The sequence below is a fragment of the Paraburkholderia sp. BR10872 genome, assembly GCF_040965835.1.
Taxonomy (GTDB): Bacteria; Pseudomonadota; Gammaproteobacteria; order Burkholderiales; family Burkholderiaceae; genus Paraburkholderia; species Paraburkholderia nodosa_A.
In genome coordinates this window covers 1-21,859 of sequence record NZ_JBFRCN010000010.1, presented here as the reverse complement: position 1 = coordinate 21,859, position 21,859 = coordinate 1, and the positions used below count along the sequence as shown (strand labels likewise).

The window sequence follows — 21,859 nt, the reverse complement described above, 5'->3', positions numbered from 1 at the left end:
GGGTGTTTCCCGCTGCGGGGCGGCCAGCAGGCCCGAAAGGCATGAAGGCCGCGCCCGCAGCGTATCGAATGAGAGGAAACCGAAGTGTCAGCGACACTGCGTTTTGACAATATCGGCAAGGTGTTCCCAGGCGTGCGCGCGCTCGACGGCGTGTCGTTCGAGGTGAATGCAGGGGAAGTCCATGGCCTGATGGGCGAGAACGGGGCGGGCAAGTCCACGCTTCTCAAGATTCTCGGCGGCGAGTATCAGCCCGATTCCGGCCGCATCCTGATGGACGGCAACGAGGTGCACTTCGCCGATGCGGCGGCCTCGATCGGCGCGGGCATCGCGGTGATTCACCAGGAACTGCAGTACGTGCCCGACCTGACCGTCGCGGAAAACCTGCTGCTCGGCGCGTTGCCCAATGCGCTCGGCTGGGTGAAGCGCGGCGAGGCGCGCAAGTTCGTGCGCGAACGCCTTGCCGCGATGGGCGTCGATCTCGATCCGGCCGCGAAACTGCGCAAGCTCTCGATCGCGCAGCGCCAGATGGTGGAAATCTGCAAGGCGCTCCTGCGCAACGCGCGCGTGATCGCGCTCGACGAGCCGACCAGCTCGCTCTCGCACCGCGAGACCGAAGTGCTGTTCAAGCTCGTGCGCGAGCTGCGGGCCGACAATCGCGCGCTCATCTACATCTCGCACCGCATGGACGAGATCTACGAGCTGTGCAATGCCTGCACGATCTTCCGTGACGGCCGCAAGGTCGCCTCGCACGAGAAGCTCGAAGCGGTGAAGCGCGAAACGCTCGTGGCCGAAATGGTGGGCCGCGAGATCAGCGACATCTACAACTATTCGCCGCGCGAGCATGGCAACGTGCGTTTCGCCGTACGCGGCGTGCAAGGGCATCCGCTCAACGAAGCGGCGAGCTTCGAGGTGAAGTCGGGCGAGATCGTCGGCTTTTTCGGGCTCGTGGGCGCGGGGCGCAGCGAGCTGATGCAGCTCATCTACGGCACGCACAAGCGGCGCGCGGGCGAGATCGAGCTGGACGGCAAGACCATTCGCGTGAAAAGCGCGAGCGACGCGATTCGCCACGGCATCGTGCTGTGCCCGGAAGACCGCAAGGAGCAGGGCATCGTTGCGATGGCGACGGTGTCGGAGAACATCAACATCAGCTGCCGTCGCCATTTTTTGCGCGCGGGCATGTTCCTCGACCGCAAGAAGGAAGCGGAAACGGCGGACCGCTTCATCAAGCTGCTGAAGATCAAGACGCCGAGTCGCCGCCAGAAAATCCGCTTCCTCTCGGGCGGCAACCAGCAGAAAGCGATTCTTTCGCGCTGGCTCGCCGAGCCCGACCTGAAGGTCGTGATTCTCGACGAACCGACGCGCGGCATCGACGTCGGCGCGAAGCATGAAATCTACAACGTGATCTACCAGCTCGCCGCGCGCGGCTGTGCGATCGTGATGGTGTCGTCGGAGTTGCCGGAAGTGCTCGGCGTGTCGGATCGCATCGTGGTGATGCGCGAAGGCCGTATTTCGGGCGAGTTGCCGCGCAGCGCGGCGAGCGAACACGCGGTGCTTGACCTCGCGCTGCCCAAGCGCACGCAGGCCAAGGCTGCATGAGTGGATGGGGAGGAGTGACTGAAATGCAAGCAAGAGAAAACCTGGCGGCCGAGTCTGCCAACAGCGCCGCCAAGAGCGTCGCCGACGCGCTGATTCCGAGTCCCACCGACAAGCAGAAGTGGTGGCAGCAGATCACCGAGTACAGCCTGATCGTGATCTTCGCGGTCATGTTCATCGTGATGTCGCTGACCGTCGATCACTTCTTCTCGATCGAGAACATGCTCGGCCTCGCACTGTCGGTCTCGCAGATCGGCATGGTGGCCTGCACGATGATGTTCTGTCTCGCGTCGCGCGACTTCGACCTTTCCGTGGGCTCGATCGTCGCGTTCGCGGGCGTGCTCTGCGCGATGGTGCTCAACGCGACGAACAACACGTTCATCGCCATCGTCGCCGCTGTTGCGGCGGGTGCCGCGATCGGCTTCGTGAACGGCGCGGTGATCGCGTATCTGCGCATCAACGCGCTGATCACCACGCTCGCCACGATGGAAATCGTGCGCGGCCTCGGCTTCATCGCCTCGCACGGCCAGGCCGTGGGCGTGTCGTCGGACACGTTCATCGCCATGGGCACGGCCTCGCTCTTCGGCGTGCAACTGCCGATCTGGGTCACGCTCGTCTGCTTCATCGTGTTCGGCGTGATGCTCAATCAGACGGTGTACGGGCGCAATACGCTCGCCATCGGCGGTAATCCGGAAGCGTCGCGTCTGGCCGGTATCAAGGTCGAGCGCACGCGCGTGTGGATCTTCCTGATCCAGGGCGCGGTCACGGCGCTCGCGGGCGTGATTCTCGCTTCGCGCATCACGTCGGGTCAGCCGAATGCGGCCGAAGGCTTCGAGCTGAACGTGATTTCGGCGTGCGTGCTGGGCGGCGTGTCGCTGCTGGGCGGCCGCGCGACCATCTCGGGCGTGGTGATCGGCGTGCTGATCATGGGTACGGTCGAGAACGTCATGAACCTGCTCAACATCGACGCGTTCTACCAGTACCTCGTGCGCGGCGCGATCCTGCTCGCGGCGGTGCTGCTCGACCAGCTCAAGAATCGCGGCGCTCGCGATTGAGTTCGCTGACAGTTTCATAAGGAAACCAAAACGATGTCGTCCAACGCAAATTCGCCCGCTAACGCGCTCGCGCGCCACGCGCACGAAAACTACGCGCGCTATCCGAGCCTGACCGACCGCGTGGTGCTGATCACGGGCGGCGCGACCGGCATCGGCGCGTCGTTCGTCGAGCACTTCGCCGCGCAGGGCGCACGCGTGGCGTTCTTCGACATCGACGCGAGCGCGGGCCAGGCGCTCGCCGACGAACTCGGCGATTCGCGCCACAAGCCGCTCTTCGCCAACGTCGATCTCACCGATATCTCGGCGTTGCGCGCCGCCATCGCCGATGTGAAGGCGGCGTTCGGGCCGATTCAGGTGCTCGTGAACAACGCGGCCAACGACAAACGCCACACGCTGGCCGAAGTCACGCCGGAGTCGTTCGACGCCGGCGTGGCCGTGAACCTGCGCCATCAGCTATTCGCCGCGCAGGCGGTGGCCCAGGACATGAAGGCCGCACGCGCGGGCTCGATCATCAATCTGGGCTCGATCAGCTGGATGCTCAAGCAGTCGGAAATGCCGGTCTATACGATGAGCAAGTCGGCGGTGCAGGGTCTCACGCGCGGTCTTGCGAGAGACCTCGGCCCGTACGGTATCCGCGTGAATTCGCTCGTGCCGGGGTGGGTGATGACCGAGAAGCAGCGGCGCCTGTGGCTCACCGACGAAGGCCGCGAGTCCATCAAGCGCGGCCAGTGCATCGACGCGGAGCTGCTGCCCGCAGACCTCGCGCGCATGGCGCTCTTCCTCGGCGCCGACGACAGCCGCATGATCACGTCGCAGGACATCGTCGTTGACGGAGGCTGGGCATGAGCGCAAAGGAAAGCGCTTCGAACGAAGCGGTGGCCGAACTGCTCGTCCACGCGAAATGCGAGCTGGGCGAAGGCGCGACGTGGTGCGCGCGCAGCGGCCGGCTCTACTGGGTCGATATTTCGGGCAAAAGCCTGCAACGCTACGACGCGAATGCGTCCGGCGCCAAACACGTCACGTGGGAGATGCCCGAGCGCCTCGCGTGCTTCGCGCTGTGCGAAGACGAGCGCACGCTGCTCCTCGGCCTCGCTTCGCAGCTGGCGTTCTTCGACCTGGAGACGGGCGCGATCGACACCATCGTCGAAGTCGAACCCGGCATGCCGACGCGCCTGAACGACGGACGCTGCGACCGCCAGGGCCGCTTCGTGTTCGGCACGAAATACGAAGGAACGCCGAGGCAGGCGATCGGCGGCTTCTATCGCCTGAACCACGATCTCACGCTCGAACGTCTGCCGCTGCCCGCGCCCGCGATCTCGAACAGCATCGCGTTCAGCCCGGACGGTTCGACCATGTATTACTGCGACACGCTCACGCGCGAGATTCGCGCGTGCGACTACGGCGCAGACGGAACGATTGCAAACGAGCGCACTTTCGTCACGCTCACCGACGACACCGGCGTGCCGGACGGCTCGACCGTCGACGCGCAAGGCGGCCTCTGGAACGCGCAGTGGGGCGGCGAGCGCGTGGTGCGTTATGGCGCCGATGGCGTCGAAACCGAACGCGTAAAGATTCCCACAGCGCAGCCAAGCTGCGTTACGCTCGGCGGTGCGCTTCTGGACACGCTTTATGTCACGAGCGCGCGCGAGGAAATGGAGGCGGAGGCCCTCGCGCGCGAGCCGCATGCGGGCGGCGTGTTTTCGGTTCGAATTGGCCGCCAGGGCCTTGAAGAACCGCGGTTTCAGGGGCGCAGGCGCGCTTGAGTCCGGTGTATCGTGCGCTTGCACAAAGGCGCGCGTGGATTTTCATCAGACGATACATGCGCATGCACAGTGCGAAGCGCCGCTGCGGGCAGGCGGCATGAAGAGACGGCCAGTCGTTGTAGTTCGGCAACAGATGCAGTCGATCGATAGTGTGCAGTTGGCTTTGCCAGTACCACTAGAAGGGCGAACACAAGAAGCGGCCACAGGCCCGCGCATACGCGCGGTGTCGACAGGCCACCGGTGAGCCGCCTTTTGCGGCGGCAATCAAACATGCCTCTCGAGGAGCATCTTATGAGCGTCGCGAATTCCGCTGTGCGTCGACCTACCCGTTCCACCGTTTCCGCAGGCGCCGCTGCTGCGAGCGTGCCGCCTTCCGTTACATCCGCTCCGTCTGTCTCGCCGGTTGTGTCACCGGTCGTGTCACCAGCGGCCGCCGCGCGCCGCGCGCGGCTCGAAGCCGCCACGCATCCGGTTTTGCCGGGGCCGAGCACTTCGGCGGTCGCCATCGGCGCGGCGGGCTCGAGCGATGTGGCGTGCGTGACGCTCGCGAACGCGTATCTGAGGCTCGACGTCGCGCCCCAACTGGGCGGCGGAATCACGCGATTCGACTGGCGCAGCGAAGGCGCGTTCGAGCCCGTGTTTCGTCGTTGCGAGCGCGTGAGCGCGCGTATGGACCCGAACGAACTCGCGTGCTACCCGCTGCTGCCGTACTCGAACCGCATCGGCGCAGGGCGTTTTCACTTTGGCGGCCGCGATATCGAAGTGCCGCGCAATCGCGCTAGCGAACCGCTGCCGATCCATGGTGACGGCTGGCTCGCGCCCTGGAGCATCGAAAGCGCCGATCGCGAGAACGTGCGCCTCGTGCTCGACCGCAGCGATGGCGAGCCGTATTCGTACCGCGCGGCGCTCACCTATGCGCTCGACGGTGCGACGCTCGCGATGACGCTGGAAGTGGAGAATACGGGCCGCGAGGCGCTGCCGTTCGGCCTCGGCGTGCATCCGTTTCTTGCGCGCGACACGAGCACCGAGCTGTCGGCCCCGGCGAGCGGCCTGTGGCTCTCGGGCCAGGACTGGCTGCCGGTGCGTCACGTGCCCGCGCCGCCCGCCTGGCAGTTCGGCGTGGCCTATCCGCTGCCTGCGCAACTCGTCAATCATGCGTTCAGCGGCTGGAGCGGACGCGCGGCGGTGGTGTGGGAGCGCCGCAGGCTCTCGCTCTCGATTTGCGCGAATACCGACTACTACGTGCTCTACACGCCTCCCGGCGCAGACTTCTTCTGCTTCGAACCCGTCGATCATCCGATCAACGCCGTGAACCTGACTGGCGGCGGCGATGCGCACGGCATGACCGTGCTCGCGCACGGCGAGCGGCTCGTGCGGCGCTTTTCCTTCACCGTGGAGCGCATGGACATGCGCGCGTCAGCGAGCCCACATCGCGCCGGCGCGCGCGGCCGCACGGGTGCGAGAGGGGGCAAGGGCGTGCGCGCACGGACCTAAGATGGTCGTGAGTTGGGCGTCGCGCGCGTCGAACACGCGCGCGACGCGCTTGCGGCGATGTATCGTGCACGAGCTGGGCGCAGGCCGATTCGGGCGCCGCGGCGCGGCCTCATCTTCCGGGGCGGGTAAAATACGCGCCGTTTTCTCTTATTGGCTCGCCGCGAGCAACCACCATGACTTCCTTCATCCAGACCCTCGGCGCCGCGTGGCAGCGCACCGGCTCGCTGTTGTGCGTGGGCCTCGACCCTGAGCCCACGAAGTTTCCCGCCGCGCTGGCCGGCCGCAGCGACGCGATCTTCGAGTTTTGCCGCGAGATCGTCGACGCCACCGCAGCGTACGCGTGCTCGTTCAAGCCGCAGATCGCCTACTTCGCCGCGCACCGCGCCGAAGACCAGCTCGAAGCGCTGATCGCGCACGTCCACGAGAAGCACCCAGGCCTGCCCGTGATCCTCGACGCCAAGCGCGGCGACATCGGCAGCACCGCCGAGCAGTACGCGCGCGAGGCCTTCGAGCGCTTCAAGGCCGATGCAGTCACGGTCAACCCGTATATGGGCTTCGATTCGATCGAGCCGTGGCTCGCGCACAAGGGCAAGGGCGTGATCGTGCTGTGCCGTACGTCGAACCCCGGCGGCTCGGACCTGCAGTTCCTCGAGACCGGCGGCAAGCCGCTGTATCAGGTGGTGGCGGACCTTGCCGCGAACAAATGGAACGCGAGCGGCGAACTCGGCCTCGTGGTGGGCGCGACGTTCCCCAAGGAAATCGAAACCGTGCGCGGCATCGTAGGCGACATGCCGCTGCTGATTCCCGGCATCGGCGCGCAGGGCGGCGACGTCGAGGCGACCGTGAAGGCGGGCCGCACGGCGAACGGCACGGGCATGCTCATCAACTCGTCGCGCGCGATCATCTACGCGAGCAAGGGCGAGGACTACGCGCAGGCGGCTGCAACGGCCGCGAAAGAAACGCGCGACCGGATCAACGCGTATCGTTGAGACGGGTTTCCGCGGTGACAGGTAGACGCTCCTGAGCGCTCGCGCCTTTACCGTCACCGCCTTTGCGAGCGGGCGTCACGTTGACGACGCCCGCGCGGCTAACCCGAATGCGAGCGCCGCGCGAGCGCCCGCAGTGCTTCGAGTTCCGCCGCCACGGCGGCCGCCAGACCGCCGACCTCCTCAGTCCATCCGCCCGCATCGCGCATCGTCGCGCGTAACTCCATGCAGGCTTCATTGATCCTCGAAGGACCCAGCACCGCCAGTCCGCCGGACACGCGATGCGCCCAGTCGTTCAACCGCGCGAAGTCGCGCTGCGAGGCGATCTGCGCGTAATCGACGATATCGTGATCCACCTGCGCGATGAAAATATCGGCGAGCGCGGGCGGCAGCGGCGGGAAGCGGGGCGGCCCGGCTTGTGGATCTGATTCGGAATCCTCTGCGAGTGTCGCGCTCGCCGCGACGCTGATCTGCGCCGACACGACGGCCAGCACGCGGACGAGTTCCGCAAGCGCGACCGGCTTGGTGAGATAGTCGCTAAAGCCCAACGCGCGCCCCTGCGCGATCTGCTCGGGCAGCGCATCCGAACTCACCGCGTAGACCGGTCGATGAGGGCGCTTTGCGCGTACGGCGTCCAGCAGCGCGTAGCCGTTCATGCCCGGCATGTTCAGATCCGTGAGGATGAGGTCCACTGGCCGCTCGTCGAGTCGCGCCAGCGCCTCCTCGCCGTCCTTCGCCTCGATGACGGTGGCGCCGAGTATGCGCAACTGGTCGCGCAGCAGTGCGCGATTGAGCCGGTTGTCCTCGGCGATCAGCGCAGTCAGCGATGCGAAATTCTCATCTGTCGCGGGCTGGTCCGCTGCGGGTTGCCGTGCTTGCGCTGCCGCCACACGGCTGCGAATCCGCTTCTGCGTCGCGGCGCGTATGCCCGCGAGACTGTACAGGCTCACCACGCGTGCGCCGCCATCGAGTTCGAGCGGGACGAGTGGTCCGTCCTGTCGCAGCCATATGATTTTCGCTTGATCAGGCCATAGCGAAGCGATGTCGTCGCCGGTGAATTCGTCGGTTACGAGCAGGTAGTCGAGCGTGCCGTCACGCGGTGGCGCTTCGAGGCTCAGGAAGGTCGGCGTGCTGCTGCGGCTGTCGAACAGGTTGGCCAGCCACTCGCGATTCTCTGGCGCGCGGCACAGGATGGCGGGATGCGCATCGGGTAGCGTCCATTCATCGCCAGCCGTGGCTTCGCCTTCGGGGTGCAGTGGCAGCGTCACCGCCACGCGCGTCCCGACGCCGAGCGCGCTGTCGAGTTGGACGCGGCCGTGCATCAACTGGGCGAGCCGGGCGCAGATCGAAAGCCCGAGGCCGGTGCCGCGCGCTTGCGTCAGTCGATGGGCGTCGCCTTGTGCGAAGGGCTGGAACAGGTGTGGCTTGAGGTCTTCGGGGATGCCGTCGCCGGAGTCGCTCACGCTGATCGCAAGCGCGCCTTCGCTCCAGCGCGCACGCAGGACGATCTTCCCGGAGCGGGTGAACTTGAACGCATTGCTGAGCAGATTGTTGGCGATCTGCGCGACGCGCACGGCGTCGAAGCGAACCTGCGCCGGAATGGCCCGATCCATCACGAGATAGAACGGCAGGTGCTGGCGCACGGCGAGCGGTGCATGGCCGAGCGCGATGCGGACAAGGAGTGCCGCAATCGAGCCAGGTTCTTCGACGAGCCTCATCTGACCGACGTCGATTTTCGAAAAATCGAGCACATCGCTCACGATCTGCAGCAGTTCAGCCGAGGAGTTTTGCATGGCCTGCACGCGCGCGCTTTGTTCCGGCGCGAGCGGCCCGCGCGCGACGAGTTCGATATTGCCGACGAGCGAAGCGAGCGGCGTGCGGATCTCATGGCTCATCGCCGCGAAGAAGCTCACCTTGGCGCGCGCGGCTTCGTCGCTCATGCGCTTGGCTTCGCGCAGCAGGCGCTCGGCTTCGTAGCGCTCCGACCTGTCGGCTATCGCGCAGAACAGGACGGCTTCGTGGTGCATCGTGGCCGGCGCATAGGTGATGGCGAGATGGAGCGCTCCCTTGCCGGGCCGCTCGAGCGAATACGGCAACTCATACACCGTGGTCTCGTCATCGTGTTTCGCGGGTCCGGGCCACGGCCCGTGCTGCTCGAACGCGACACACAGTGCGTTCGGCAAGCGCGTGGCGTGCGCGTCTATCCCGAGAACATCGCGCACCATCTGGTTCGCCACGACGATCTCGAAGTTGCTGCGCCGGACGATGCACAGACCCCCCGGCGTGGCGTGCACGAGCAGGTGATTGAGCAACTCGCCTTCGAGCGCGCGCGTGGCTTCGTCGTAAGTGCGCGTCAGCACCCGGCGATTCCAGTAGCGCGACAGCAAGGTGAGCATGGCAATGAGCGCGGCCGTCAGCGAAGACGCGCCGTTCACGCCTGAGGTTGCGCTGGAGCGCCTCGAGCGCGGCGTACGGCGAAGTGGGCGGGGCGCCATGGCGGCGGCCGAAGCTGGGCATCATGCGAATCCGCGTCCCCGGACGCCGCGCCCCTAATCTTTCTTCGCGGCTGCAGCCGCAACGGATGCCGGTTTGCGGAACAATTCGACGATCGATCGATGCAGCGGGTATTTATCGGCGAGCGCGTTCACATCGGCGATCTCGAACTCGCTGAACTCGAACCCGGGCGCCACCGTGCAGCCCACGAGCGCATAGGTCGAAGGATCGCAGCAGCGCGCCGCGAACCAGTGTCCGGCCGGCACCACCGCCTGGAACACGGTGCCCGGATGGTCGAGCGCGTGGCCGAGCTTGCGCGTGGAGAGCACGCCGCGTTCATCGATCGAATGAATCTCGAGGGGGGAGCCCGCATAGAAGTGCCAGAGCTCGTCGGAGCGGATGCGGTGCCATGCCGAATAGGCGCCTTCCGCCAGCAGGAAGTAGATGGCCGTCGAGGCTGCGCGCGTGCCCTCTGCGGCGGCTGCGCCGTCGCGCCGCACGAGCTTGTCGGCTCGATAGGTTTCGCTGTAGTAGCCGCCTTCGGGATGTGGTTCGAGCCCGAAGCGGCGGATCAATGCTTCGACTGCGGTATTCGCGGCTGCCATGGCATGGGCCTCCTTGGTGGGCCCGGCCGGCGCTCCGGCGAGGCGCGGGCCGGTTTTAGCGTTCCTGTTCGTCGATGAACGCGAGCAGCCCGCGCAACGCGTGCGCGGCGGCCTGCACGCGGATCTGTTCGCGGTCGCCCTTGAAGACCAGCGTCTCGACGCTCGTATGGAGCCGGTTGCTCCAGCCGAACGACACCATGCCGACCGGTTTTTCCGGCGTGCCGCCGCCCGGTCCAGCGACGCCGGTGATGGAGAGCGAAACTTGTGCCCGGCTGTTGCTGAGCGCGCCTTCAGCCATCGCGCGCGCGACCGGCTCGCTCACCGCGCCGTGCTTTTCGATGAGTTCGGGCGGCACGCCGATCATCTCGGTTTTCGCCTGGTTCGAGTAGGTGACGAAACCGCGTTCGAACCAGACGCTGCTGCCGGATATGTCGGTGATGGCGGTGGCGACCATGCCGCCCGTGCAGGATTCGGCGCTCGCGAGCATGAGCCGCCCGTCGCGCAGCTTGTTGCCGACGCGGATGGCGAGTTGGTGGACGACGGAATCGGTAGCCATTGCAGCAATCCGTTGGGTTGGCGGCGAGGTGGCGCTACACCGACATGCGCCAGAGCGCGATGACGAGCAGCGTAAAGAATGCGGCGACGATGTCGTCGAGCATGATGCCGAGGCCGCCCTTGAAGCGCCGGTCGAAATAGCGGATGGGCGGCGGCTTCACCATGTCGAAAAACCGGAAGACGACGAAGGCCCACAGCCGGCCCTCGAAAGCGACGGGCGTGATCATGAGCAGCACGAGCCAGAACGCCACGATCTCGTCCCAGACGATGGCCGAGGGATCGTCCGTGCGCAGCTTCTTCGCCGTGAAGGCCGTGATCCAGATGCCCGCAAAGAAGCCGAAGAAGATCAGCAGTCCCCACTCCGTCACCGTCAGATAGCGGTTGAGCACCTCGAAGGACGCCCAGGCGAACAGCGTGCCGGCCGTGCCGGGCGCGAGGCGCGAGAGTCCCGAGCCGAAGCCGAGCGAAACGATGTGCAGCGGATGGGTGAGCATGAACGGCGCGTCGGCGCGGCGCGGGCGAGTGGCCTGAGCGCCCGTGCCGGGTGCGGTGGCGTTGCTTGCCGAGCCTGCCGGAGGAGCCGGCTGACCGGCGGGCGAGGGCGTGGGATCAGTCTGCATGGAAGTGATCGAAACCTTGCAACGTCAGATTGAGCGGCGTGCCGCCCGCGTCGCGCCAGGCGATCTCGGGGGCGGCTTGCGGCGAAGTGCGGGAAGTCATTGTACCGATGCGCGTGACGCGCACCCCCGCCTGTTGCGCGGCCGCCTCGACCGCGTCGCGCCGCGCGGGCGCCGCCGTGAAACACAGTTCGTAGTCGTCGCCCCCCGCGAGCGCGCATTGCAGCTGCACGTCGCGCGGCAGGCGCGCGAGCGCAGGCGAGAGCGGCAAGGCGTCGACGTCGATCGTCGCGGCGAGGTGCGAGCGTTCCAGGATATGGCGCAGGTCGCCGGCCAGACCGTCCGATACGTCGAGCGCCGCGCGGGCCACGCCGCGCAGCGCGAGGCCCAGCGCCACGCGCGGTTCAGGGTATTCGAGCGCCCGGCGCAACGGCGCGGCGTCCTGCTCGCGCACCGGCCATTCGCCGCGCATCATGCCGAGACCCGCGCGCGCGTCGCCGGGCGTGCCGGAGACCCAGATGTCGTCGCCCGCGTGGGCGGCATCGCGCCGAAGTGCGGCATCCTGACGCACGGAGCCGAACACTGTCAGGCACAGGTTCAGCGGCCCTGCCGTGGTATCGCCGCCGATCAACTCGCAGTCGAAGCGGTCGGCCAGCTCGAAGAGGCCCGCGCTGAAAGCGGCTAGCCAGTCCTCGTCCGCCTTGGGGAGCGCGAACGCCAGCGTGAAGCCGAGCGGCTGCGCACCCATCGCGGCGAGATCGGAGAGATTGACGGCGAGCGCTTTGTGGCCGAGCGCGTGCGGATCGATGTCGGGGAAGAAGTGGCGGCCTTCCACCAGCATGTCGGTCGAGACGGCCAGTATTTCGCCCGCGGCGGGCGCGATGAGCGCGCAGTCATCGCCAATGCCCAGCGTGGCGCGTTGCGTGTTCGTGCGCGCTCGACGCGCAAAATATCGGTCGATCAGGGAGAACTCGGAAAGCATGACGAAAGGGTTATGTCAGTTGGGATATGGCCGTCGCCGCATAGGGCACCCTGGCATGGCTTTTCCCCCCATCGCGGTCGCCGGACTTGCGCCCGAACTGAAAGGAATGCTGCCAGGGATTGGCGCTACAATCGGTCAAACTTAGCGTTCGAGTTGTCATTCTAATCCGCACCCACGTCCTGCCTCCCCATGTCGAATCCCGCTACGAACAAGCTTCGCGAAGCCGCCCTCGATTATCACGAGTTTCCTACGCCCGGGAAGATCGCGATCGCGCCGACCAAGCAGATGATCAATCAGCGTGATCTCTCGCTCGCGTACTCGCCGGGCGTCGCGTTCGCGTGCGAGGCGATTGTCGAAAATCCGCTCAACGCCGCGCGCTTCACGGCGCGCAGCAACCTCGTGGGCGTCGTGTCGAACGGCACGGCCGTGCTCGGCCTCGGCAACATCGGACCGCTCGCCTCGAAGCCGGTGATGGAAGGCAAGGCGGTGCTCTTCAAGAAGTTCGCGGGCATCGACGTGTTCGACATCGAACTCAACGAGTCGGACCCGCACAAGCTCGTCGACGTGATCGCCGCGCTCGAACCCACGTTCGGCGGCATCAATCTCGAAGACATCAAGGCGCCCGAGTGCTTCATCGTCGAACGCGAAGCGCGCAAGCGCATGAAGATTCCGGTCTTCCACGACGACCAGCACGGCACGGCCATCGTAGTGGCGGCCGCCTTCACGAACGGCCTGAAGGTCGTGGGCAAGGACATCAAGGACGTGAAGCTGGTCGCCTCGGGCGCGGGCGCCGCCGCACTCGCGTGTCTGGACCTGCTCGTCGACCTCGGTCTGCCGCTCGAAAACATCGTCGTGACCGACCTGGCGGGCGTGGTCTACAAGGGCCGCACCGAGTTGATGGACCCGGACAAGGAGCGATTCGCGCGGGAAACCCACGCGCGCACGCTTGCCGAAGTGATCGAAGGCGCCGACATTTTCCTCGGCCTTTCGGCTGGCGGCGTGCTCAAGCAGGACATGGTCAAGCAGATGGCGGCCAAGCCGCTCATTCTCGCGCTCGCCAATCCGACGCCGGAAATCCTGCCGGAGCTCGCGCTCGAAGTGCGTCCGGACGCCGTGCTCGCCACGGGCCGCACGGATTACCCGAACCAGGTGAACAACGTCCTGTGCTTTCCGTTCATCTTCCGCGGCGCGCTCGACGCGGGCGCGACCACCATCACGCGCGAAATGGAAATCGCCGCGGTCAACGCGATTGCGGAACTGGCGCGCCAGGAGCAAAGCGATGTCGTGGCCACGGCCTACGGCATCCAGGATCTGCAGTTCGGGCCCGAGTATCTGATCCCGAAGCCCTTCGACCCGCGCCTGATCGTCAAGATCGCGCCGGCTGTGGCCAGGGCGGCAATGGACTCGGGCGTCGCGACCCGTCCGATCGAGGACATGGACGCCTACGAGCAGCACCTCCAGCAATTCGTCTACCACAGCGGCACGACCATGAAGCCGATCTTCCAGCTCGCGCGCGCCGTGGAGCCGGAGAAGAAGCGCATCGTGTTCGCCGAGGGCGAAGAGGAGCGCATCCTGCGCGCGGTGCAGATCGTGGTCGACGAAAAGCTCGCGAAGCCCATCCTGATCGGTCGCCCCTCGGTGATCGAGCAGCGCATCGCGCGTTACGGCCTGCGCCTGCACGCCGGCCAGGACTATACGGTCGTGAACACCGACCATGACGAGCGCTACCGCGAGTTCTGGCAGACCTATGCGAAGCTCATGGCGCGCAAGGGCATCACGCAGCAAATGGCGAAACTCGAAATGCGCCGCCGCACCACGCTGATCGGCTCGATGCTCGTGGAAAAGGGCGAAGCCGACGGCATGATCTGCGGCACGGTCAGCACGACGCACCGCCACCTGCACTTCATCGACCAGGTGATCGGCAAGAGGTCCGGCTGCAACGTCTACGCGGCAATGAACGCGCTCGTGCTGCCGAACCGGCAGATTTTCATCGCCGACACGCACGTCAACGTCGACCCGACGCCGGAGCAACTCGCGGAAATCACCATCATGGCGGCCGAGGAAGTGCGCCGCTTCGGCATCGAGCCGAAGATCGCGCTGTGCTCGCATTCGAACTTCGGTTCGAGCAACGCGCCGAGCGCCCAGAAGATGCGCGACCTGCTCGAGATCCTCCAGGAGCGCGCGCCGGACCTGCAGGTGGACGGCGAAATGCACGGCGACGTGGCGATCGACGCGAACCTGCGCAAGGAGATCCTGCCGGAGTCGACGCTCGAAGGCGAAGCGAATCTGCTGATCATGCCGAATATCGACGCGGCGAATATCTCCTACAACCTGCTCAAGACGGCGGCAGGCAACAACATCGCCATCGGGCCGATCCTGCTCGGCGCAGCCAAGCCGGTGCACGTGCTGACGGCTTCCGCCACGGTGCGCCGCATCGTCAACATGACGGCGCTGCTCGTCGCGGACGTGAACGCGGCACGTTGAACTCAGTCGTGCGAGTCGCCGGGGACGCCCGGTGACGCGGACCTGAAAATCGGTGTGCTCCTGTGAGCACGCCGATTTTTTTGAGCGCGAGACCCGGCTCGAGCGAGCAAAATCGCGCGAAATGAGATTGTAAAATTTACCAGTTTGACCCTCGTGAGGAGTCAAGCTGTAGTCGTCCTCGCCTGACTAACGTTGCTTCCAGGCATCATTAGCGATACCCTTACACCTTTCATGGTCGTCGAACACGTAACCAGGGAAGCGGGAACCAGGTGATGGCGCCTCGTCTAACTCATTGTTTCGGCGGCGGTTTGTCTGGCTTGCGGCGCGCCGCAGCGGTGGCGCTGGTCGCAACCGCAGCGTTCGCGGCAGGTGGCGCTCAGGCGCGCACGAGTCAGCCGGAAGAGGCGGGTAATCCGGTCGGCAGCATTTCGGTCAACGAACTTCCGCGTGAGGCGGTAGGCACGTTGAGCCTGATTGCGGCGGGCGGCCCGTTCCCTTTCGAGAAGGACGGCGTCGTTTTCGGGAATTTTGAGCGGATATTGCCACCGCAGCGGCGGGGCTACTATCACGAGTACACGGTCCCGACGCCGGGCGCGCACAACCGCGGTGCCAAGCGCATCGTTTGCGGTGGTCCACGCAAGCGGACCGACAACTGTTACTACTCCGACGACCACTACGCCAGTTTCAGGCGAATTATTGATTGACACCGGGATGAGCGGCATGAGCGATAACGTTTACGCGCACGACCCCCGGGTCGCGAGCGATCTGTTCGCGTCCGGGGAGGGCAACCTGTTCCAGCGCGTCATGCAGTTGAAGCACGACAGCGAGGCGCGCCAGGATGAGGCGGGGCTTTCATCGAACGAGGGGGCCATGAGCCTGTTTTCGACCGTGCAGCCGAATATTGTCCAGTCGATCCGGGCGTTTCGCATTCAGGATCTCTCGGACGAAGCCCAGCGGCTGCAGCAGCATTTCCTCTATGCGTTCTGCGCGAATGCGCAAACCAGGCAGGAAGTACTCGAGACGATTGCCACCTCGTTTCTGTTTCCGAAGCATTTCGGCAAGAACTACGACGGCCTGTACGACTGCCTGACCGATCTGGTGCAGAAAGCCGGCGAGCAGCCCGGTTTCGTGATCGTGCTGGAAGGACTGCCGATTGCCCAGAAGTTCGACAAGGACGGCCGGGAAACGCTGCTCGACGTATTTCGCGAGGCTTCGGAATACTGGGCCGAGCGCAAGGTGCCGTTCCGCGTTTTTTATTCGTTCGCCTGACCTTCGGCTCACGTTCCGTCGCGCGCATGCGACAGAAAATCGCAAGCCCGCCTTCCGGCGGGCTTTGTCATTTTTACCCGCTGCGCTTACCAGCCGCCCCAGCGTGCGGCAAGCGCCGCGAGCACGGCGATGCCTGCCGTTTCGGTGCGCAGCACGCGCGGCCCGAGCCCCACGGCGAGGAAGCCGCGGTCGAGCGCCGCCTCCTCTTCCTGCGACGAAAATCCCCCCTCAGGCCCGATCAGCACCGTCACTTCGCCCGAAGGCGGCTCGACCGGCAAGGTCGAGAACGCGACGTTCGCGCGCGGCGAGAGCAGCAGGCGCAGTTCGCCTTCGCCGGGGCGCCCGGGTAAGGAGTCGAGCCATGTGGCGATGTCACGCGCGGGCGCGACGTCGGGCAGGCGGTTGCGTCCGCATTGTTCGCACGAGGCCTGCACAATGCGCTGCCAGTGCGCCTGGCGGCGCACGGCGCGCTCGCCGGAAAGCCGCACGACGCTGCGCGCGGCAGTGAGCGGCACGAAGTTCGTCGCGCCCAGTTCGACGGCCTTTTCGATCAGCCAGTCCATCTTGTCGTTGCCGGCAATGCCCTGAGCGAGCGTGACGCGGTAAGGCGGCTCGGCTTCAAAGTCGCGGCGAGGGCCGATGCGCACCTGCGTGTCGCGGCGCTCCATGCCGACAATCTCGGCGCTGTACTCGCCGCCAAGACCGTTGAACAACACGATGGTGTCGCCGGGCTGCAGGCGCAGCACCTGGACATGACGCGTGACTTCGTCGGGAAGGGTGACAACCTCGTCGGATTGCAGGGCGCTGCCGACGAAAAAGCGGGGCATAGAACTATTTCTCATTGAATCGGGACAAGTGCCGAGCAAGCGCCCAGCGGTAACCGTCGAGGTCTTCGACCTGTGCGAAACGGTCCCCCCAGAACTGGTCCTGCGGCTCGCTCAGCGATTTCGCGCCGGCTTCGAGCGCCCGCGCATACACCGCGTCGACGTCGTCGACATACAGATAAAAAGATTGCGGCGCGACAGTCTGTGCGCTTTTGGGCGTGCGCGCAGTCGAGCCGAACGCGCCCTCCGGCGCGAACATGACGATCAACTGATCGTGGTAAGTCATCTCCACGTGCATGATCGCGCCGTCGTCCTCCACGCTGTCGCGTACCGCAAAACCGAGTGCTGCCCGATAGAAGTCCATCGACGCGCGCGCGTCGCGTACCGTCAGATACGGGGTCAGCCACGGCACGCCGGCAGGACGGGGTGCGGTCATCGAGTCTCTCCAGATTCGCGGTTCGGATGAAGCGCCGTGCCGCTCCGGGCGAGGGCGCGCAGGATAAAAGCGCTATGGGACCAGCCGTTCTCCACGGGCAGGACCCCTAGAGCAGCAGGAATTTGCCTAGTTTATCGCGGGCCGTGCATGAACCCTTTAACAGCGCCACGTGCAGTCGCGGGTCGTAGTAGCGCAAGCCTTCGAGTTGCCGCCCGGCGGCGCGCGCCTGCAACGTGGTCTCGTCGACTCCGGCGGGGTCGAGCGTGTCGCTCGCGATCGCCATGAGCCACAGTGAACCGTAGAGCGGCACGTAGGCGGCAAGCGGTCGCACGACGGCGAAGGCCGCGCACAGTCCGCCGAGCAGCGCGCCCACGCGCTGCGCATGATGGAACGGCGAGCCCAGATGGAGCGAGACGAGCGCGTCGGCGCTCATCACGCGCTTGAGCGCCGCGTAGAACGTCGGGGTATAAAGGCCCGCAGCCGGCGAGTCAGGCGGAGTCAGATCGAATACGACGAGGTCGAAGCGAGCCTGCGCGGAGGCGACAAACGCGGCCGCGTCGCCGATCACGAGTTCCACCCGAGGATCTTCGAAGGCGTCGCCGCGCACCTCGGGCAGATAGTCGCCCGTCAGGCGCACGACGTCCGGGTCCAGTTCGGCCACGACGATGCGCTCGATGTCCGGGTGGCGCAACAACTGGCGCGCCGCGCCGCCGTCGCCGCCGCCCAGCACGAGCGCCGCGTGCGGCGCGGGATGCGTGAGCGCGGCCGGGTGCGTCATGCATTCGTGATAGATGAACTCGTCGCCGGCGGAGGTCATCGGGCGGCCGTCCAGCGTGAACAGGCAGCCCAGTTGCGGCGTGTCCCAGACCTCGATGCGCTGCCACGGCGTATCGGCCGCGGCGAGGCGGCGCGCGCCAGGAAAACCGTAGAGCGCGTCTGCCGCAGGATGGAAGAGGAGGGAGTCGGTCACGGAAGTCGAGGTGTGTTGCCGTTGCGCCTGAGCACGCGAAAATTCCGCAGTAAATAGGGCCAACAGAGCCATTATAGGGGTGTGAATCGGACCTGGGCCGCGCCAGAGGCCAACGCGAGGACGACTGCGCGTGCGGCGCATACCGCGCGCCTTACGGCCAGGGTTCATCCCCATGATCTGCTAGAATATTCCGCTTTGCAGCCCTCTCCGTTTGCTCCGGCCGTTTCGCGTCTCCTGGCGCCGCATGTGCGCCTGAGCGGGCGATTTGCCGAGCTTCCGGACTCCCGCGCTGCTGTGTGCGCCGCAGTTTGCCCTCGCAATTTGCGCTGTTCGCGACCTGCGCCGCCCACGCCGCTTTTTGCACACTTCCGGACTCGACATGACGACCTCGTCCTCCGCCTCCCCCGCTACCACCCAGTTGATGGCCAACGCCATTCGTGCGCTGTCCATGGACGCCGTTCAGCAAGCGAACTCCGGTCACCCCGGCATGCCCATGGGCATGGCCGAGATCGCCGTTGCACTGTGGTCGCGCCATCTGCGCCATAACCCGACGAACCCGCTCTGGAGTGACCGCGATCGCTTCGTGCTGTCGAACGGCCACGGCTCGATGCTGTTGTACTCGCTGCTGCACCTGACGGGCTACGACCTGCCGATGGCGGAACTGAAGAACTTCCGTCAGCTGCACTCGAAGACGCCGGGTCACCCCGAGTTCGGCATCACGCCGGGTGTCGAGACGACCACGGGCCCGCTCGGCCAGGGTCTGGCGAACTCGGTCGGCATGGCGCTGGCCGAAGCGCTGCTCGCTGCGGAATTCAACAAGGCCGACGCGAAGATCGTCGATCACCACACGTATGTGTTCCTCGGCGACGGCTGCCTGATGGAAGGCATCTCGCACGAAGCCTGCTCGCTCGCCGGCACGCTCAAGCTGAACAAGCTGATCGCGCTTTACGACGACAACGGCATTTCGATCGACGGCGACGTCGTCAACTGGTTCCACGACAACACGCCGGAGCGCTTCGAAGCCTACGGCTGGAACGTGATCCCGCACGTGGACGGCCATGACGTGGACGCGGTCGACGCGGCTATCCAGAAGGCCAAGGCCTCGGACAAGCCCACGCTGATCTGCTGCAAGACCATCATCGGCAAGGGTGCGCCCACCAAGCAGGGCGGCCACGACGTGCACGGCGCGGCGCTTGGCGCCGAAGAAATCGCCAAGTGGCGCGAAGCGGCGGGCTGGAAGTGGGAGCCGTTCACGCTGCCGCAGGAAGTCTACGCAGACTGGGACGCGAAGGACGCCGGTGCGAAGTTCGAAGCGGCATGGAACGAGCAGTTCGCCGCGTACAAGTCGAAGTACCCGACGGAAGCCGCCGAGTTCGAGCGCCGCATGGCGCACAAGCTGCCCGCGGACTGGGCGCAGAAAGCCGCCGCGATCGTCGCCGGCGCGGATTCGCGCAAGGAAACGGTTGCCACGCGCAAGGCTTCGCAGCAGGCCATCGAAGGCCTCGCCGCCGCACTGCCCGAACTGCTGGGCGGCTCGGCCGACCTGACCGGCTCGAACCTCACCAACTGGAAGGCTTCGAAGCCCGTGCGCGCTGCCAAGGCCGGCGAGACCGGCATCCAGTGGGGCAACCACATCAACTACGGCGTGCGCGAGTTCGGCATGAGCGCGGCGCTCAACGGCCTTAACCTGCACGGCGGCTACAAGGCGTTCGGCGGCACGTTCCTCACGTTCTCGGACTACAGCCGCAACGCGCTGCGCGTGGCCGCGCTGATGAAATGCCCGTCGATCTTCGTTTTCACGCACGACTCGATCGGTCTCGGCGAAGACGGCCCGACGCACCAGTCGATCGAACAGGTCGCAAGCCTGCGCCTGATCCCGAACATGACGCTCTGGCGTCCGGCCGACACCGTGGAAACCGCGGTGGCCTGGACCGAGTCGATCTCGCATCACGGTCCTTCGTCGCTGATCTTCAGCCGTCAGAACCTGCAGTTCAACGAGCGCACGGACGCGCAGATCGCGAACATCGCCAAGGGCGGCTACGTCCTCAAGGACTGGAACGACGACATCCCGAGCCGCAAGATCATCCTGATCGCCACGGGCTCGGAAGTCGAACTGGCGATGAAGGCCGTCGAAGCGCTGCAGCGCGAAGGTATCGGCGCCCGCGTGGTGTCCATGCCGTCGACCAACGTGTTCGACAAGCAGGACGCCGACTACCGTGAGCGCGTGCTGCCCAAGGGCGTGCGCCGCGTCGCGATCGAAGCCGGTGTGACCGACTTCTGGCGCAAGTACGTGGGCCTTGAAGGCGGCGTGGTCGGCATCGACACGTTCGGCGAATCGGCCCCGGCTGGCGTGCTGTTCAAGCACTTCGGCTTCACGGTCGATCATGTCGTCGCGACGGCCAAGGCCGCGCTCGACAACTAAGCATGCGTAACGGGCCCGCCTGATCGGCAAGATCTGGCGGGCCCGCTGCCTTGAGCGTCCCGCCGGGCCGCCGCAGCCCGGAGTCGGCGCCAGCGCAGCACCGGTTTCAGAATTTTTCAGCCCTTAGGAGATAAACCATGACCATTCGCGTCGCTATCAATGGCTACGGCCGCATCGGCCGTAACACGCTTCGCGCGTTCTACGAGAACGGCAAGAAGCACGACATCCAGATCGTTGCGATCAACGATCTGGGTGACGCGAAGACCAATGCGCATCTGACGCAGTACGACACGGCACACGGCAAGTTCCCGGGTGAAGTGAAGGTCGACGGCGACTACCTCGTCGTCAACGGCGACCGTATCCGCGTGCTGGCCAACCGCAACCCGGCCGAACTGCCGTGGGGCGAGCTGGGCGTCGACGTCGTGATGGAGTGCACGGGTTTCTTCACGACCAAGGAAAAGGCCAGCGCGCACCTGAAGGGCGGCGCGAAGAAGGTGATCATCTCGGCGCCGGGCGGTAAGGACGTCGACGCGACCATCGTCTACGGCGTGAACCACAACGTGCTGAAGGCCGAACACACGGTCATCTCGAACGCATCGTGCACGACCAACTGCCTGGCACCGCTCGTCAAGCCGCTGAACGACAAGATCGGCCTCGAAACCGGCCTGATGACGACGATCCACGCGTACACGAACGACCAGGTTCTGACCGACGTGTACCACGAAGACCTGCGCCGCGCGCGCTCGGCCACGCACAGCCAGATCCCGACGAAGACGGGCGCGGCTTCGGCTGTCGGCCTCGTGCTGCCGGAACTGAACGGCAAGCTGGACGGCTACGCGATCCGCGTCCCGACCATCAACGTCTCGATCGTCGACCTGTCGTTCATCGCCAAGCGCGACACGACGGTCGAAGAAGTCAACGCCATCATGAAGGAAGCGTCGGAAGGCGCGCTCAAGGGCATCCTGGGCTACAACGACGCACCGCTGGTGTCGATCGACTTCAACCACAACCCGGCGTCGTCGACGTTCGACGCCACGCTCACGAAGGTCTCGGGCCGTCTCGTGAAGGTGTCGAGCTGGTACGACAACGAGTGGGGCTTCTCGAACCGCATGCTGGACACGGCTGTGGCGCTCGCGAACGCGAAGTAAGCACGCTCGACGCTGCATGAAAAGACCGCCCCTCGGGGCGGTAATGAGCAACTGTCTTACCTGTCAAGCCGTGTGGATGGATTCATCCCACGGCTTTCCTGTTTTTGCGATGGCGTTGAGGATAGTCAGCAGCTTTCTCATGCAGGCAACCAGAACAACCTTG

The 21,859-nt window shown here is 65.7% G+C and carries 19 protein-coding genes and 1 pseudogene; 11 read left to right on the top strand and 9 right to left on the bottom strand.

The window, feature by feature from the left end:
- Positions 1-84: 84 nt before the first annotated feature.
- The 6 genes from araG to pyrF all read left to right on the top strand — a co-directional run bounded on the left by araG (position 85) and on the right by pyrF (position 6,894).
- Positions 85-1,596: an L-arabinose ABC transporter ATP-binding protein AraG gene (gene araG / locus AB4Y43_RS10635; RefSeq protein WP_069269140.1), complete on the top strand. Its 1,512-nt coding sequence runs from the start codon at positions 85-87 to the stop codon at positions 1,594-1,596.
- Between the two features lie 23 nt (positions 1,597-1,619).
- Positions 1,620-2,648 (top strand): L-arabinose ABC transporter permease AraH, encoded by a 1,029-nt coding sequence (gene araH, locus AB4Y43_RS10630; RefSeq protein WP_342949485.1) that lies wholly within the window; start codon positions 1,620-1,622, stop codon positions 2,646-2,648.
- Positions 2,649-2,681: 33 nt separating this feature from the next.
- Positions 2,682-3,494 carry an SDR family NAD(P)-dependent oxidoreductase gene (locus tag AB4Y43_RS10625; protein ID WP_069269138.1) on the top strand — a complete coding sequence of 271 codons (813 nt, stop codon included), beginning with the start codon at positions 2,682-2,684 and terminating at the stop codon, positions 3,492-3,494.
- Positions 3,491-4,411: an SMP-30/gluconolactonase/LRE family protein gene (locus AB4Y43_RS10620; protein ID WP_368727775.1), complete on the top strand. Its 921-nt coding sequence runs from the start codon at positions 3,491-3,493 to the stop codon at positions 4,409-4,411. The genes AB4Y43_RS10625 and AB4Y43_RS10620 overlap by 4 nt, the downstream gene beginning before the upstream one ends.
- A gap of 417 nt (positions 4,412-4,828) precedes the next feature.
- On the top strand, positions 4,829-5,905 hold the full coding sequence (locus AB4Y43_RS10615) for an aldose 1-epimerase (RefSeq protein ID WP_368727774.1): 1,077 nt from the start codon (positions 4,829-4,831) through the stop codon (positions 5,903-5,905).
- 173 nt (positions 5,906-6,078) lie between these two features.
- Positions 6,079-6,894, top strand: a complete 816-nt coding sequence (gene pyrF, locus AB4Y43_RS10610) for an orotidine-5'-phosphate decarboxylase (RefSeq protein WP_342949481.1) — start codon at positions 6,079-6,081, stop codon at positions 6,892-6,894.
- Between the two features lie 98 nt (positions 6,895-6,992).
- Here pyrF and AB4Y43_RS10605 read toward each other — a convergent pair whose 3' ends face one another.
- The 5 genes from AB4Y43_RS10605 to thiL all read right to left on the bottom strand — a co-directional run bounded on the left by AB4Y43_RS10605 (position 6,993) and on the right by thiL (position 12,143).
- On the bottom strand, positions 6,993-9,326 hold the full coding sequence (locus AB4Y43_RS10605) for an ATP-binding protein (protein WP_368727773.1): 2,334 nt from the start codon (positions 9,324-9,326) through the stop codon (positions 6,993-6,995).
- Between the two features lie 114 nt (positions 9,327-9,440).
- Positions 9,441-9,989, bottom strand: coding sequence for a cupin domain-containing protein (locus AB4Y43_RS10600; protein ID WP_069269132.1), 549 nt, complete (start codon positions 9,987-9,989; stop codon positions 9,441-9,443).
- Between the two features lie 55 nt (positions 9,990-10,044).
- A complete protein-coding gene (locus AB4Y43_RS10595; RefSeq protein WP_069269131.1) occupies positions 10,045-10,545 on the bottom strand; it encodes a CinA family protein in 501 nt (166 codons plus the stop codon).
- Between the two features lie 34 nt (positions 10,546-10,579).
- Positions 10,580-11,164 carry a phosphatidylglycerophosphatase A gene (locus tag AB4Y43_RS10590; RefSeq protein ID WP_368727772.1) on the bottom strand — a complete coding sequence of 195 codons (585 nt, stop codon included), beginning with the start codon at positions 11,162-11,164 and terminating at the stop codon, positions 10,580-10,582.
- Positions 11,154-12,143 (bottom strand): thiamine-phosphate kinase, encoded by a 990-nt coding sequence (gene thiL / locus AB4Y43_RS10585; protein WP_368618173.1) that lies wholly within the window; start codon positions 12,141-12,143, stop codon positions 11,154-11,156. The genes AB4Y43_RS10590 and thiL overlap by 11 nt, the downstream gene beginning before the upstream one ends.
- 189 nt (positions 12,144-12,332) lie before the next feature.
- On the opposite strand from thiL, the gene AB4Y43_RS10580 reads away from it, so the two are divergent.
- From AB4Y43_RS10580 to AB4Y43_RS10570, 3 genes are all read left to right on the top strand, one after another.
- Positions 12,333-14,627 carry an NADP-dependent malic enzyme gene (locus AB4Y43_RS10580; RefSeq protein WP_069269128.1) on the top strand — a complete coding sequence of 765 codons (2,295 nt, stop codon included), beginning with the start codon at positions 12,333-12,335 and terminating at the stop codon, positions 14,625-14,627.
- Between the two features lie 272 nt (positions 14,628-14,899).
- Positions 14,900-15,331 (top strand): ribonuclease, encoded by a 432-nt coding sequence (locus AB4Y43_RS10575; protein ID WP_083245699.1) that lies wholly within the window; start codon positions 14,900-14,902, stop codon positions 15,329-15,331.
- Between the two features lie 7 nt (positions 15,332-15,338).
- Complete coding sequence (locus AB4Y43_RS10570) at positions 15,339-15,896, top strand: barstar family protein (RefSeq protein WP_069269127.1); 558 nt, start codon at positions 15,339-15,341, stop codon at positions 15,894-15,896.
- Positions 15,897-15,982: 86 nt separating this feature from the next.
- Here the strand turns inward: AB4Y43_RS10570 and AB4Y43_RS10565 are convergent, their stop codons facing one another.
- The 3 genes from AB4Y43_RS10565 to speE all read right to left on the bottom strand — a co-directional run bounded on the left by AB4Y43_RS10565 (position 15,983) and on the right by speE (position 18,126).
- Positions 15,983-16,723 (bottom strand): 16S rRNA (uracil(1498)-N(3))-methyltransferase, encoded by a 741-nt coding sequence (locus AB4Y43_RS10565; RefSeq protein ID WP_368618176.1) that lies wholly within the window; start codon positions 16,721-16,723, stop codon positions 15,983-15,985.
- Between the two features lie 4 nt (positions 16,724-16,727).
- Positions 16,728-17,156 (bottom strand): glyoxalase/bleomycin resistance/extradiol dioxygenase family protein, encoded by a 429-nt coding sequence (locus AB4Y43_RS10560; RefSeq protein WP_069269125.1) that lies wholly within the window; start codon positions 17,154-17,156, stop codon positions 16,728-16,730.
- A 106-nt stretch (positions 17,157-17,262) separates the two neighbouring features.
- A complete protein-coding gene (gene speE, locus AB4Y43_RS10555; RefSeq protein ID WP_368727771.1) occupies positions 17,263-18,126 on the bottom strand; it encodes a polyamine aminopropyltransferase in 864 nt (287 codons plus the stop codon).
- A 379-nt stretch (positions 18,127-18,505) separates the two neighbouring features.
- Here speE and tkt point away from each other — a divergent pair, with 379 nt between their 5' ends.
- Positions 18,506-20,548, top strand: coding sequence for a transketolase (tkt, locus tag AB4Y43_RS10550; RefSeq protein WP_069269123.1), 2,043 nt, complete (start codon positions 18,506-18,508; stop codon positions 20,546-20,548).
- 137 nt (positions 20,549-20,685) lie between these two features.
- The gene (gap, locus tag AB4Y43_RS10545) at positions 20,686-21,696 is read left to right on the top strand and encodes a type I glyceraldehyde-3-phosphate dehydrogenase (RefSeq protein ID WP_069269122.1); all 1,011 of its coding nucleotides are present in this window, start codon (positions 20,686-20,688) and stop codon (positions 21,694-21,696) included.
- 63 nt (positions 21,697-21,759) lie between these two features.
- Here gap and AB4Y43_RS10540 read toward each other — a convergent pair.
- Positions 21,760-21,859: pseudogene (locus AB4Y43_RS10540) on the bottom strand (IS110 family transposase); the annotation flags it as partial.